At 75.0% G+C, this 13,397-nt stretch carries 11 protein-coding genes; 9 read left to right on the forward strand and 2 right to left on the reverse strand.

The features are described 5' to 3' along the window. Positions 1-192 precede the first annotated feature (192 nt). The 7 genes from ACFWA9_RS15010 to ACFWA9_RS15040 all read left to right on the forward strand — a co-directional run bounded on the left by ACFWA9_RS15010 (position 193) and on the right by ACFWA9_RS15040 (position 8,953). Positions 193-1,677, forward strand: a complete 1,485-nt coding sequence (locus tag ACFWA9_RS15010; RefSeq protein WP_380387198.1) for a glycoside hydrolase family 16 protein — start codon at positions 193-195, stop codon at positions 1,675-1,677. Positions 1,678-1,822: 145 nt separating this feature from the next. Next, a complete protein-coding gene (locus tag ACFWA9_RS15015; protein ID WP_380387200.1) occupies positions 1,823-2,911 on the forward strand; it encodes a LacI family DNA-binding transcriptional regulator in 1,089 nt (362 codons plus the stop codon). 344 nt (positions 2,912-3,255) lie between these two features. Beyond that, entirely contained in the window at positions 3,256-4,542 is a 1,287-nt protein-coding gene (locus ACFWA9_RS15020) for an extracellular solute-binding protein (protein ID WP_380387203.1), read from the forward strand. Positions 4,543-4,566: 24 nt separating this feature from the next. After that, a complete protein-coding gene (locus ACFWA9_RS15025) occupies positions 4,567-5,508 on the forward strand; it encodes a sugar ABC transporter permease (protein WP_352290682.1) in 942 nt (313 codons plus the stop codon). A gap of 5 nt (positions 5,509-5,513) precedes the next feature. Next, the gene (locus ACFWA9_RS15030) at positions 5,514-6,350 is read left to right on the forward strand and encodes a carbohydrate ABC transporter permease (protein ID WP_380387207.1); all 837 of its coding nucleotides are present in this window, start codon (positions 5,514-5,516) and stop codon (positions 6,348-6,350) included. A gap of 27 nt (positions 6,351-6,377) precedes the next feature. Beyond that, positions 6,378-7,829, forward strand: coding sequence for a GH1 family beta-glucosidase (locus tag ACFWA9_RS15035; RefSeq protein ID WP_352290681.1), 1,452 nt, complete (start codon positions 6,378-6,380; stop codon positions 7,827-7,829). Between the two features lie 116 nt (positions 7,830-7,945). After that, a complete protein-coding gene (locus tag ACFWA9_RS15040) occupies positions 7,946-8,953 on the forward strand; it encodes an LLM class flavin-dependent oxidoreductase (protein ID WP_380387210.1) in 1,008 nt (335 codons plus the stop codon). 39 nt (positions 8,954-8,992) lie between these two features. Here the strand turns inward: ACFWA9_RS15040 and ACFWA9_RS15045 are convergent, their stop codons facing one another. Further along, a complete protein-coding gene (locus ACFWA9_RS15045) occupies positions 8,993-9,829 on the reverse strand; it encodes a DUF1963 domain-containing protein (RefSeq protein WP_380387213.1) in 837 nt (278 codons plus the stop codon). A 111-nt stretch (positions 9,830-9,940) separates the two neighbouring features. Here ACFWA9_RS15045 and ACFWA9_RS15050 point away from each other — a divergent pair, with 111 nt between their 5' ends. Both ACFWA9_RS15050 and ACFWA9_RS15055 read left to right on the forward strand, forming a co-directional pair. Continuing rightward, positions 9,941-10,852: a glutaminase gene (locus ACFWA9_RS15050; protein ID WP_352290766.1), complete on the forward strand. Its 912-nt coding sequence runs from the start codon at positions 9,941-9,943 to the stop codon at positions 10,850-10,852. 201 nt (positions 10,853-11,053) lie between these two features. Next, complete coding sequence (locus tag ACFWA9_RS15055; RefSeq protein ID WP_380387216.1) at positions 11,054-12,451, forward strand: M20/M25/M40 family metallo-hydrolase; 1,398 nt, start codon at positions 11,054-11,056, stop codon at positions 12,449-12,451. A 22-nt stretch (positions 12,452-12,473) separates the two neighbouring features. Here ACFWA9_RS15055 and ACFWA9_RS15060 read toward each other — a convergent pair whose 3' ends face one another. Then, positions 12,474-13,361, reverse strand: coding sequence for an NAD-dependent protein deacetylase (locus ACFWA9_RS15060; RefSeq protein WP_380387219.1), 888 nt, complete (start codon positions 13,359-13,361; stop codon positions 12,474-12,476). Positions 13,362-13,397: the final 36 nt, after the last annotated feature.

Below are 13,397 nucleotides of genomic sequence, written 5' to 3' on the forward strand. Positions count from 1 at the left end.
CATTTTTCCCCATCCCCCCAATAACCCCCCCTGGCCCCCGTCCCCCGCGGGGCCCCCGCGCCCCCCCCCCCGGGGGGGGGGGGGGGTGTTGGGTGGGGGGGGGGGGGGGGGGGGGGGGCCCCCACGGCCCCGCCCCGGCGCTCCCATAGCACCGTCACCCCCACGACCGTCCCCCCACGGAGGTGCACCACCGTGTCCGGAACGAACACCCCACCCGCGACCACCGCCACCCGCAGACGGCGCCCGCGCCGCGCACTGACCACCGTGCTGACCGCCGCCGGCGCGGCCGCCGCGCTCTGCGCGGCGCTGCTCGGCACCGCCACGGCCGCCGTCCCGCCCGCGCCCGCCGGCTGGACCACCGTCTGGAGCGACGACTTCGGCGGCGCCGCCGACACCCTGCCGGCGGCCGCCGACTGGATCGTCGACACCGGCACCAGCTACCCCGGCGGCGCCGCCAACTGGGGCACCGGCGAGGTCCAGAGCTACACCGCGAACACCGCCAACCTCCGCCAGGACGGCGCCGGGAACCTGCGCATCACCCCGATCCGGGACGCCGCCGGCAACTGGACCTCCGGCCGGATCGAGACCAGGCGCAGCGACTTCGAACCGCCCGCCGGCGGGAAGCTGCGGATCGAGTCCCGGATCCAGATGCCGAACGTGACCGGCCCGGCCGCCGACGGCTACTGGCCGGCCTTCTGGACGCTGGGCGCGCCGTACCGCGGCAACTACTGGAACTGGCCGACCATCGGCGAGTTCGACCTGATGGAGAACGTCAACGGCGTCAACCAGGTCTGGGGAACCCTGCACTGCGGCGGCAACCCGGGTGGCCCGTGCAACGAGACCACCGGCCTCGGCGCCGTGCACGCCTGCCCGGGCTCGGCCTGCCAGGGCAACTTCCACACCTACGCGCTGGAGTGGGACCGCAGCGTCAGCCCGCAGCAGCTGCGCTGGTACGTCGACGGCGTGCAGTTCCACTCCGTCACCTCGGCCCAGATGGACGCCGCCACCTGGGACGCGGCCACCGCGCACGGGCACTTCATCCTGCTGAACGTCGCGATGGGCGGGGCCTTCCCCGACCCGGTGGCGGGTCACCGGACGCCCACCGCCGCGACCGCCTCCGGCGTGCCGATGCTGGTCGACTACGTCGCGGTCTACCGCTCGGGCGGCGGCACCACGCCGCCGACCACGCCCCCGCCGACCACCGCGCCGCCGACCACCACACCGCCGACCCAACCGCCGACCACGCCGCCCCCCGGCGGCACCGGGAGCGCGTACGGCACCATCCAGGCCGAGGCCTACGGCGGGCAGTCGGGGACGGCCCGGGAGGCCACCACCGACAGCGGCGGCGGCCAGAACCTCGCCGCGCTCGCCAACGGCGACTGGGCGCTATACCCGGGCGTCGACTTCGGGACGGCCCAGGCCCGGCAGTTCAAGGCGCGGGTGGCCTCGGGTGCGGCGGGCGGCGTCAGCGGACTGGTCGAGGTCCGCCTCGACAGCCGGACCGCCGCGCCGATCGGCTCCTTCGCCGTGGCCAACACGGGTGGCTGGCAGAGCTGGACGACCGTCCCGGCGAACATCGCCGCGACCACCGGCAGGCACGACGTCTACCTGACCTTCACCAGCGGGCAGCCGGCCGACTTCGTCAACGTCAACTGGTTCACGTTCAGCACCACCTGACCCGGGGCGCCGGGCGGTGGCGGACGGCAGTCGCCCGCCACCGCTCCGGCGTGCCCGCCCGGGTGTTCTGGGAGCGCTCTCAGCGACGGCCGGCCGACCCGCTAGGCTCTGGGGACGAAGCGTTCACGCGCGAGAGGAGCCCACGGTGCCGGAGCAGTCGCCGCGTCCGACGCTGGAGTCGGTCGCCGAACGGGCCGGGGTCTCCCGGGCCACGGCGTCGCGGGTGGTGAACGGTGGGGAGGGCGTCCGCGAGGCCCTGCGGGAGAAGGTCCGACGGGCCGTCGACGAGCTCGGCTACGTCCCGAACCCGGCCGCCCGGACGCTGGTCACCCGGCACAACCGGGCGGTCGCCGTGGTGGTGGCCGAGCCCGGCAGCCGGCTCTTCTCCGACCCGTTCTTCGCCCAGCAGCTGCGCGGCATCGGCCGCGAGCTGTCGGCCGCCGACCACCAGATGGTCCTGATGATGGTCGAGGACCAGCACGACTACGAGCGGGTCGGCCGCTACCTGGCCGGCGGGCACGTGGACGGCGCGCTGCTGTTCTCGCTGCACCAGCCGGACCCGCTGCCCGACATGGCGCGCAAGGTCGGGCTGCCCTTCGTGGTGGGCGGCCGGCCGGGCTGGCCGGGCGCCGAGTCCGACCACGACCTGGTCTACGTGGACAGCGACAACCGGGGCGGCGCCCGACTGGCGGTGGGCCACCTGCGGGCCCTCGGGCGCACGGCCATCGCCACCGTCACCGGCCCGCTCGACCAGACCTCCTCCATGGACCGGCTGGACGGCTACCGGGACGTGCTGCCCGACGGCGACCCGGCGCTGATCGCCGAGGGGGACTTCACCCCCGACGGCGGCGGCCGGGCGATGGCCGAACTGCTGGCCCGCCGGCCCGACCTGGACGCGGTGTTCGCGGCCTCCGACGCGATGGCCTCGGGTGCGCTGCGGGTGCTGCGCGAGGCCGGCCGCCGGGTGCCGGAGGACGTCGCCATGGTGGGCTTCGACGACGTCGAGTCGATCGCGGCCTGGACGGAGCCGCCGCTGACGACGGTGCGCCAGGACATCGAGGAGATGGGCCGCTTGATGGCCGGGCTGCTGCTGCGCCGGCTCGCCGGCGCCGGTGCCGGTGCGCGGCCCGGGGCGGCCGGGGGAGCGGCGGGCGGCCTCCCGTCGAGTCTGCGCCCCGGGGGCCCCACCTCCGTGATCACCCCCACCCGGCTGGTCCTGCGCGCCTCGGCCTGACCGGTCTCGGCCTGACGGGCTGGACCTGACCGGTGGGCACCTGACCGGCCGGGGCTTGGGCGGTCGGGCGCTTCGCCGTCCCGTCGGAGTAGCCCTTTCCGCCCCCGCGTTCAAGGCCTGAACGCCGGTCGACGGTATCCCGGAGATTACGTTCGGGTTTCGGCCTCTTGACCACCGCGCCGCCCGCACGGCACTCTCCTCTCAACGCACTGAGAGCGCTCTCAAGAGCGCTCTCAGGTCCCGTTCGACGCACCGCCCAGCGCCCCTCGTCCGCGCATCCCCACACCCCCCGCTCGCCCCGCGCCGCCCGAACCGCACCCCACCCGCCCCGCCAGGGAGTCCTCATGCGCCGCTCCGCCGCCGTGCTCGGCAGCACCGCCCTCGCCGCCACCCTCCTGCTCACCGCCTGCGGCAGCTCCGCCGGATCGGCCGACGCCGCCGACGGCAAGGTGACCATCACCGTCGACCTCTTCGGCACCTTCGGCTTCAAGGAGAGCGGCCTCTACGAGGAGTACATGAAGCTGCACCCCGACGTCACGGTCAAGCAGACCGACACCCAGGACGAGGGCCAGTACTGGCAGGCCCTGCAGACCAAGCTCGCGGGCGGCGGCGGCCTGGCCGACATCCAGGGGCTGGAGGTCGGCCGGGTGGCGAGCGTGCTGCAGAAGCAGGCCGACAAGTTCACCGACCTGAAGACCCTCGGGCTCGGCTCGGTCAACGACGAACTGGTGCCCTGGAAGGGCGCCGCGGTGAAGACCGCCGACGGCCGGGTCCTCGGGGCCGGTACCGACATCGGCCCGGAGGCGATCTGCTACCGCACCGACCTGTTCAAGGCGGCCGGCCTGCCCACCGACCGCACCGAGCTGGCCCAGCGCTGGTCGACCTGGCAGGGCTACCTGGACCTCGGCAAGCAGTACGTGGCCACGGCCGGCGCCGGCAACACCTGGACGGACAGTGCGGCCGGGCTCTTCACCGCCGAGGTCGGCCAGCAGAAGGTGCGCTACGCCGACGAGAGCGGCAAGCCGGTCTTCGACAGCAGCCAGGCCGTGCGGACCGCCTGGGCCGACGCCGGCCGGCTGGTCGCGGACGGGCTGAGCGCGAAGCTCCCGCAGTGGACCCCGGAGTGGAACAAGGCCTTCAGCACCGGGAAGTTCGCCACCCTGAGCTGCCCCGCCTGGATGCTCGGCTACATCAAGGGCCAGGCGGGCGAGGCCGGTTCGGGCAGCTGGGACGTCGCCCCCGGCCCCGGCCGGACGGGCAACTGGGGCGGCTCCTACCTCACCGTGCCCAGGACGGCCAAGCACCCCAAGGAGGCCGCCGCGCTGATCGCCTGGCTGACCGCCAAGGAGCAGCAGACCACCCTCTTCACGAAGCAGGGCTCCTTCCCGTCGTCCACCGGCGCGCAGGCCGCCATCAAGGACGTGACCGACCCGTACTTCAACAACGCGCCGATCGGCCGGATCTTCAGCGAGTCGGCGGCCGCCATGCCGGCCCAGGTGCTCGGCGTGGACGACGGCGTGATCGGCAAGGCCTTCACCGACGCCCTGGGCGAGGTCGAGCGGACCGGCACCGCCCCGGACGCGGCCTGGAAGCACGCGATGGACAACATCGCCAAGGCCAACGGAAACTGACGCGGCATCGGCAGAACACCCACGATGGCCATCACCTCCGCCGCCCGCCTGCCCGCGGCCGACCCGGCGAAGCCCCGGGCCCGCCGGGCCGGCCGGCTCGCGCCCTACGGCTTCCTCGCCCCGTTCTTCGTCCTGTTCGCCGCCTTCGGGCTCTTCCCGCTGCTCTACACCGCCTATGTCTCGCTCCACCGGGTCGAGTTGCAGACCACCGACCGGATGGACTGGGTCGGCGCGCAGAACTACACCCGCCTGCTGGCGGACCCGTTCTTCTGGAACGCGCTGCGCAACACCTTCACCATCGGGGTGCTCTCCACCGTGCCCCAGCTGCTGATGGCGCTGGGCCTGGCCCACCTGCTCAACTACCGGCTGCGCGGCCGGTCCTTCTACCGGGTCGCGATGCTGATGCCGTACGCGACCTCGGTGGCGGCCGCCACGCTGGTCTTCGCCCAGCTCTTCGGGCGGGACTACGGCCTGATCAACTGGGTGCTGGGCCAGGCCGGCCTGAGCCCGGTGGACTGGCAGGCGGGCACCTGGGCCTCGCAGTTCGGCGTCTCCGCGATCGTCACCTGGCGGTGGACGGGGTACAACGCGCTGATCTACCTGGCCGGCATGCAGGCGATCCCCGGCGAGCTCTACGAGTCGGCGGCGGTCGACGGGGCCTCCCGGTGGCAGCAGTTCCGCCACGTCACCGTCCCCGGCCTGCGCCCCACCATCGTCTTCACCGTGGTCGTGTCGACCATCGGCGCCACCCAGCTGTTCGGCGAACCGCTGCTCTACGAGGGGAACGCCGGCGGCGGGATCTCCCACCAGTACCAGACCCTCGGCCTCTACCTCTACGAGCAGGGCTGGAGCTTCTTCCACCTCGGGCGCGCGGCCGCGGTGGCCTGGGTGATGTTCCTGCTGATCGTCGTCCTCGCCCTGCTGAACGCGGCGATCGCCGCCCGGCGCAACCGTACGGACCGGTGACCCGCATGCGACCGAACCCGCGCTCCCCGCTGCACGGCGGCCCGCTCGTCCACGTGGTGCTGATCACCGCCACCCTCATGTTCGCCTTCCCCTTCTACTGGACGCTGGTGGCCGCCAGCCGCTCCAACGCCGAACTCAGCTCGGCCTCACCGGCGCTGACCCCCGGACCGAACCTGCTGCACAACATCGGCGCGGCACTGGAGCAGGCGGCGATCGGCGACGCGCTGCTGAACTCGCTGATCGTCGCGGCCACCGTCACGGCCGGGGTGGTGCTCTCCTCGACGCTGGCCGGCTTCGCCTTCGCCAAACTGCGCTTCCGCGGCCGCGGCCTGCTGCTGGCGGTCACCGTCGCCACCATGATGATCCCGCCGCAGCTCGGCGTGATCCCGCTGTTCATGGTGATCGTCCGGCTCGACCTGCAGAACACCCTGCCGTCGGTGATCCTGCCCTCGCTGGTCTCGGCCTTCGGGGTGTTCTTCATGCGGCAGTACCTGGTCCAGGCGCTGCCGGACGAACTGGTCGAGGCCGGCCGCGTCGACGGCGCCTCGCTGCTGCGGATCTTCCGTTCGATCGTGCTCCCGGCCGCCCGCCCGGGCATGGCGGTGCTGGGCATGCTGACCTTCATGGCCACCTGGAACGACTTCTTCTGGCCGGTCGTCGCCCTCAGCTCGCAGAACCCCACCGTGCAGGTCGCGTTGAAGTCCCTGGGGCAGGGGTACGTTCCCGACCAGTCGATCGTCATGGCCGGCACCCTGATCGGCACGCTCCCCGTCCTGCTGGTCTTCGGCGTCCTCGGCCGGCAGATCGTCGGCGGCATCATGCAGGGCGCCGTCAAGGGCTGACCCCGACCCACACCACCGGAAGGTGACATGACCGACCACGACCGACCCCTCGTGTTCCCCGCCGACTTCCTCTGGGGCGCGGCCACCGCCGCCTACCAGATCGAGGGCGCCGCCGGGGAGGACGGCCGCACCCCGTCCATCTGGGACACCTTCAGCCGGACGCCGGGCAAGGTCCGCAACGGCGACACCGGTGACATCGCGACCGACCACTACCACCGGTTCCGCGAGGACATCGCGCTGATGGCCGAACTCGGCCTGCCCGCCTACCGCTTCTCGATCGCCTGGCCGCGCGTCCAGCCCGGCGGCAGCGGCCCGGTCAACAAGGCCGGGCTCGACTTCTACGACCGGCTGGTCGACGGGCTGCTGGAGCACGGCATCACCCCGGTGGCCACGCTCTACCACTGGGACCTTCCGCAGGAGCTGGAGACCCCGGCCGGTGGCGGCCCCGCCGCGGGCGGCGGCTGGACCGACCGGTCGACCGCCCGGCGCTTCGCCGAGTACGCGGCCCTGGCCGCCGCCCGGCTGGGCGACCGCGTCGACTCCTGGACCACCCTGAACGAGCCGTGGTGCAGCGCCTTCCTCGGCTACGGCAGCGGCGTCCACGCCCCCGGCCGCACTGACCCGGCCGCCGCCCTCACCGCCCACCACCACCTGCTGCTCGCCCACGGCCTCGCCGTCGGCGCGCTGCGCGCCGAACTCCCGGCCACGGCCCGGGTCTCGCTCACCCTCAACCTGGCGGCCGTGCGCCCGCACCGCGACGACCCGGCCGACCGCGAGGCCGCCCGGCGGATCGACGGACTGGCCAACCGGATCTTCCTCGACCCGGTGTTCCACGGCCGCTACCCGGCCGACGTGCTCGCCGACACCGCCGGCGTCACCGACTGGTCCTTCGTCCGCGACGGCGACCTCGCCGAGATCTCCCGCCCCCTCGACGCGCTCGGCATCAACTACTACACCCCGACGGTGGTCGCCGCCGACGACCCGGCCGACCCGGCCCCGCGCCAGGACGGCCACGGTGGCGAGCGCTCCCCCTGGCCCGCCGACCACGGCATCCGCTTCCTGCCGGCCGAGGGCGAGCGCACCGCGATGGGGTGGCCGGTCGACGCCGAGGGCCTGTACGAGCTGCTCACCCGGCTCCGCGACGAGCTGCCCGGCCTGCCCCTGCTGATCACCGAGAACGGCGCCGCCTACGACGACTACGGCGACCCCTCGGGCGCGGTCCGCGACCCCGAGCGGATCGCCTACCTGCGGTCCCACCTGGCCGCCGTCCACCGCGCGATCGCCGCCGGCGCGCCCGTGCGCGGCTACTTCCTCTGGTCCCTGCTGGACAACTTCGAGTGGGCGTACGGCTACGGCAAGCGGTTCGGCATCGTCCACGTGGACTTCCCCTCCCAGCGCCGCACGCCCAAGGACAGCGCCCGCTGGTACGCGGAGGTGGTCCGCACCGGCGAGCTCCGCGCGGCCGACCCGCCGGCCTGAGCCCCGGCTGCCGTCCTGAGCCCGCCGCCGTGACCCCGCGCCGGTGACCCGGCCGCCGTGACCCCGGCGCCGACGCGCCGGGAATGCGGTCCCGGACGGTGGTGGTTGCCGCTGAGGTGACTACTGCCGCGCCTGCGATCCGCCTCTCGGTGCTCGACCGTTCCCGGACGAGACGGGGGGAGGAGCCCGCGCGGGCGCTGCGGGACACGGTGGCGTTCGCCCGGCACGCCGAGCGGCTCGGCTACCACCGGTTCTGGGTGTCGGAGCACCACGGCGTCCCCGGCGTGGCCGGGTCGGCTCCCACCGTGCTCGCCGCGGCGGTGGCCTCGGCCACCGACCGGATCCGGGTCGGCACGGGCGGCGTGATGCTCCCCAACCACCAGCCGCTGGTCGTGGCCGAGCAGTTCGGGGTGCTCGCCGCGCTCTTCCCCGGCCGGATCGACATGGGGCTGGGCCGCTCGGTGGCCTTCACCGACGGCGTCCGGCGGGCACTCGGCCGGGACAAGGACGCCGCGGACCGCTTCGGCGAGCAACTGGCCGAGCTGCTCGGCTACTTCGACGGGTCGGGGCGCACCCACCGGGACGTCCACGCCCGCCCCGCCGAGGGCCTGGACGTCCCGGCCTTCGTCCTGGCCACCGGCGCGGGCGCGGACATCGCCGCCGAGGCCGGGCTGCCGCTGGTCATCGGGGCCGTCCGCGGCGAGGACCGGATGCTGGCCGCGATCGACCGCTACCGCGCCCGGTTCCGCCCCTCCGCACGGGCGGCCCGGCCGTACGTGGTGGTCTCCGGCACGGTGGCGGTCGCCGGAACGGCCGAAGAGGCCGAGCGGCTGCTGGTCGCCGAGGCCTGGGCGAGCGCCCACGCCCGGACCCACGGCGAGTTCCCGCCGCTGGCCCCCGCCGAGGAGGTGCTCGGCCGGGAGATGGGCCCGCGCGAGCGCGCGGCCTACCAGCAGTCGCTGCGCGGCCACATCGCCGGGACCCCGCCGCAGGCCGCCGCCGAGCTCGCCGCGCTGGTGGCCCGCACCGGAGCCGACGAGTTCCTCGTCACCACCAGCACGTACGACCGCGCGGCGCTGTTCGACTCCTACCGCCTGCTCGCCGAGGCGGTCCGCCCGCGCTGACCGGCCCTCCGCCGGGGAGGCGGCCTCACCCCGGACCGGTCAGTGCTGGACGGTGACGGCCTCGACACGGCCGAAGTCGGCGGCGGCCAGGTCCTCGTCGCGGATGACGTAGTAGAGCGGGCACCCGGTGAACTCCGGGCGGCCCGCCGCGAGCAGGATGCGCTCCGGACCACGGCCGCGCGGCGGCACCACGTACTGGTCCGTCTCCGGATCGGGGCCGAGCAGCACCATCCAGGCACCGTGCCGCGGCGCGACGTCCAGGGCGGCGGACGGCAGCGCGGACAGCCGGTCGACCGCCTCCTCCGGGAGGTCGACCGGGGGATCGTCGTGGAACCGCACGGCCTGCGCCAGCATGGCCTTGCCGGCGGCGTACAGCGGCGCGGGCGGCCCGGTGAACTCCCACGGCGGGGCGCCCCAGCCGGCCTCGGGATCGGCGAACGCCGGATCGGAGGCCACGTCGTAGGGCGCGGTGCCGTCGGCGGTGGCGTCCGGGAAGTGCAGCACGGTGACGGCGTCCCGGCCGCCGAAGCCGTCGTGGCCGGGGAAGAAGAAGTAGAGCAGGCCGCGGGGCGGCAGCAGGTGGTTGGCGTCCGCCGGCGCGACCTCCGCCAGGTCGATCTGGGCGACGAAGCAGTCCGGCAGCGCGTCCGGCCCCGGCTCCGCCCCCGGCCAGACGAAGCCGGGCGGCACGGCCGGTACGCCGCCGCACCGGGAGAACGGCTCCGGCCCCCGGTGGCCGGCGGGGCGCGGCCCCAGGGCGATGCCGTGCTCGGCCAGCCCCATCAGCTCACCCTCCCAGGGGCCGAGGCCGGCGTCGCCGATCAGCCGTCGAAGCGTCCGGCCGTCGTCGGCGGTCACAGGATTGGGGCGCGTCATGGCGCCACTCTAGAAGCAGCCGCCGACACCCGGGATCGGGGCCCGCCACCGACCCCGGGGGCCGGGTCGGCCCAGGCCGGCGGGGTGGCCGACAATGGCAGCGTGAACGACATGGACTACCAGCTGCTCCTCCAGGAGGCGATGGAGGCGGCCCGGCGGGCTCCCGCCCGGGGGCGGGTCGCCGACTACATCCCGGCCCTCGCCCAGGCCGACCCGACGGCCTTCGGGATGGCCATCGCCACCGTGGACGGCGCGGTGTTCGGCGCCGGGGACTGGGAGCACCCGTTCTCGATCCAGTCGGTGTCGAAGCTGTTCACCCTGGCCCTGGCCCTGGCGGACGGCGGCGACGAGCTGTGGCGCGGGGTCGGCCGCGAGCCGTCCGGCAACCCGTTCAACTCGCTGGTCCAGCTGGAGTCCGAGAACGGCATCCCGCGCAACCCCTTCATCAACGCCGGCGCGCTGGTCGTCACCGACCGGCTGCTGAAGCTGACCGGCGACGCCGTCGGCGCGGTCCGGGACTTCCTGCGCGCGGAGTCCGGCAATCCGGCCGTCGCGGTGGACGACTCGGTGGCGTCCTCCGAGGCCCAGCACGGCCACCGCAACGCCGCGATGGCGCACTTCATGGCGAGCTACGGCAATCTGCGCAACCCGGTCGACAGCGTGCTCGCGCACTACTACGCGCACTGCGCGATCGAGGCGAGCTGCCGGGACCTCGCGCTGGCCGGGCTCTTCCTCGCCCGGCACGGGACCCGCGCCGACGGCTCGCGGCTGCTGTCGCGCAGCGAGGCCAAGCGGATCAACGCGGTGCTGCTCACCTGCGGCACCTACGACGCGGCAGGTGAGTTCGCCTACCGGGTGGGGCTGCCGGGCAAGAGCGGGGTCGGCGGCGGCGTGCTGGCGGTGCTGCCGGGCCGGGGTACGGTCTGCGTCTGGGGCCCGGGCCTGGACGCGGCCGGGAACTCGGTGCTGGGGGTCGCGGCCCTGGACGCGCTGACGACGGCCACGGGCTGGTCCGTCTTCTGACGCCGGGCACGCCGGGCACGCCGGGCGCGCCGGCTCCGGTCGCACCGCCGGCTCCCGCCGCGTCGCCGGATCCGTTCGCGCCGGCGGCCGGAGTGAACGATCGGCCCCCGGGAGCGCCCGGTCCTGTGGTACTGATCGATGGGTACCGGTCACCGGGGGAGCGGCCGCCCGCTCGCCCGCCCAGCAGGGAGGAACCCCAGCATGGCGCCGCGCACCACCTCGCCCTCCCCGCCGCCCGCCCACGGCGCGCCTGACGGCCCGCCAGCGAACGCCCCGACCGGCCCCGGCGGTTCGTCGCCGCGGCCGTGGGACGAGGTGGTCGCCCTGGCGAGCGACCTGATCAGGTTCGACACCACCAACACCGCGGACGCGGGCGGGGTGGGCACCGAACGCCCGGCGGCCGAGTACGTGGCGGCCAAGCTGGCCGAGGTCGGCTACGACGTCACCTACGTCGAGGCCGGCGCCCCGGGCCGGGGCAACGTCGTCGTCCGGCTGCCCGGGGCGGACCGGGAGCGCGGCGCCCTGCTGATCCACGGCCACCTGGACGTCGTCCCGGCGGACCCGGCCGAATGGCGCGTGCACCCGTTCTCGGGGGAGGTCGCCGACGGCTACCTGTGGGGCCGGGGCGCGGTCGACATGAAGGGCATGGTGGCCATGATGCTGGCCGTGGCCCGCGGTCACCGGCGCGACGGCGTCCTGCCGCCGCGCGACCTGGTCTTCGCCTTCGTCTCCGACGAGGAGGCGGGCGGCTTCCAGGGCGCCCGGTGGCTGGTCGACCACCGGCCGGAACTCTTCGAGGGCGTGACCGAGGCGGTCGGCGAGGTCGGCGGATTCTCCGTCAGCTTCGGTGACGCCACCCGGGCCTACCTGATCGGGACGGCGGAGAAGGGGGCGGTCTGGCTGCGCCTCAAGGCGCGGGGCACGGCCGGCCACGCCTCGCTGCTGCACGACGACAACCCGATCGCCAGGCTCGCCGCCGCCGTCACCCGGCTGGAGTCGCACCGGTTCCCCGTCGTCCTCACCCCCGCGGTGCGCGAACTGCTCGAAGGGGCCGCGGAGATCACCGGGGTGCCGTTCGACGAGAACGACCCCGAGGCGGCGCTGGCCCGGTTCGGGCACGCGGCCCGGCTGATCGGGGCCAGCCTGCGCGACACCGCCAACACCACCCGCTTCGATGCCGGCCACAAGGCCAACGTGGTGCCCTCCACCGCCCGCGCGGAGATCGACGCGCGGGTGATCCCGGGCCGGGAGGAGGCCTTCCGGGCCGAGGTCGCCGCGCTCCTGGGGCCCGGCATCGAGCAGGAGTGGAACAGCCTGCCGGCCGTCGAGACGGCCTTCGAGGGCCGGCTGGTCGACGCCATGGCGCTGTCGCTGGCGGCCGAGGACCCGGGCTCCCGGGTGCTGCCCTACATGCTGTCCGCCGCCACCGACGCCAAGTCGTTCCAGCGCCTGGGCATCCGCACCTTCGGCTTCGCCCCGCTCCGGCTGCCCCCGGGACTGGACTTCGCCGCCCTGTTCCACGGGGTCGACGAGCGGGTCCCGGTGGAGGCCCTGGAGTTCGGCACGCGCGTCCTGGACCGCTTCCTGCGCCACTGCTGACGCCGGGCGCCCGGGCGGTCCCTCAGGCCGGCGGCGCGGCGGCGAGCCGCTCGGTCAGCGCCGTCAGGGCCGGTCCGAGCGGGAGGTCGACCAGGACGTCGGCGCGGTCGTCGCCGCGCGTCGGGCCCTGGTTCACGATCGCGACGGGCTTCCCGGCCCGTGCGGCGTGCCGCACGAAGCGCAGCCCGGACATGACCGCCAGCGACGAGCCGAGGACGAGCAGCCCGCGCGCCCCGTCGACCAGGTCGAAACAGTGCCGGACGCGTGGCGCGGGCACGCTCTCGCCGAAGAAGACCACATCGGGCTTGAGGATCCCGCCGCACGCCCCGCAGGCCACCACCCGGAAGGACGCCACCAGGGCGTCGGGCAGCTCGACGTCCCCGTCGGCGTTGCGCAGGGCGCCGTCCTCCGGGAAGGCGCCGTTCAGCGCGCGCAGGCGCCGGTCGAGGTCCTCGCGCGCGCTGCCCCGCCCGCAGCCGAGGCAGACCACCCGGTCGAGCCCGCCGTGCAGTTCCACCGCGTCCACGGTGCCGGCCGCCCGGTGCAGGCCGTCCACGTTCTGGGTGATCACCGCCGACACCAGGCCGCGGCGGCGCAGCTCCTCGACGGCCAGGTGCCCGGCGTTGGGGCGGGCCCCGGCGATCGAGCGCCACCCGGCGTGGCTGCGCGCCCAGTAGCGGCGCCGGGCCTCGGGGCTCCCGACGAACTCCTGGTAGGTCATCGGCGTCCGGCGGCGCAGGCTCCCGGTCGGGCCCCGGTAGTCGGGGATGCCCGACTCGGTGGACAGCCCCGCGCCGGTCAGCACCGCCACGCCCCGGCCGGCCAGCAGCCGGGCGACCTCGCCCAGGGCGTCGTCCGTCGGGTCGGCCGCGCCGACCGCCGGCGGCTCGGGCAGCGGATCCAGGGGCATGCCCACAGCCTAGCGACGCGGCCGGGGCGGCGCGGG

It is taken from the genome of Kitasatospora sp. NPDC059973, assembly GCF_042737525.1.
In the GTDB taxonomy this organism is placed as follows: domain Bacteria; phylum Actinomycetota; class Actinomycetes; order Streptomycetales; family Streptomycetaceae; genus Kitasatospora.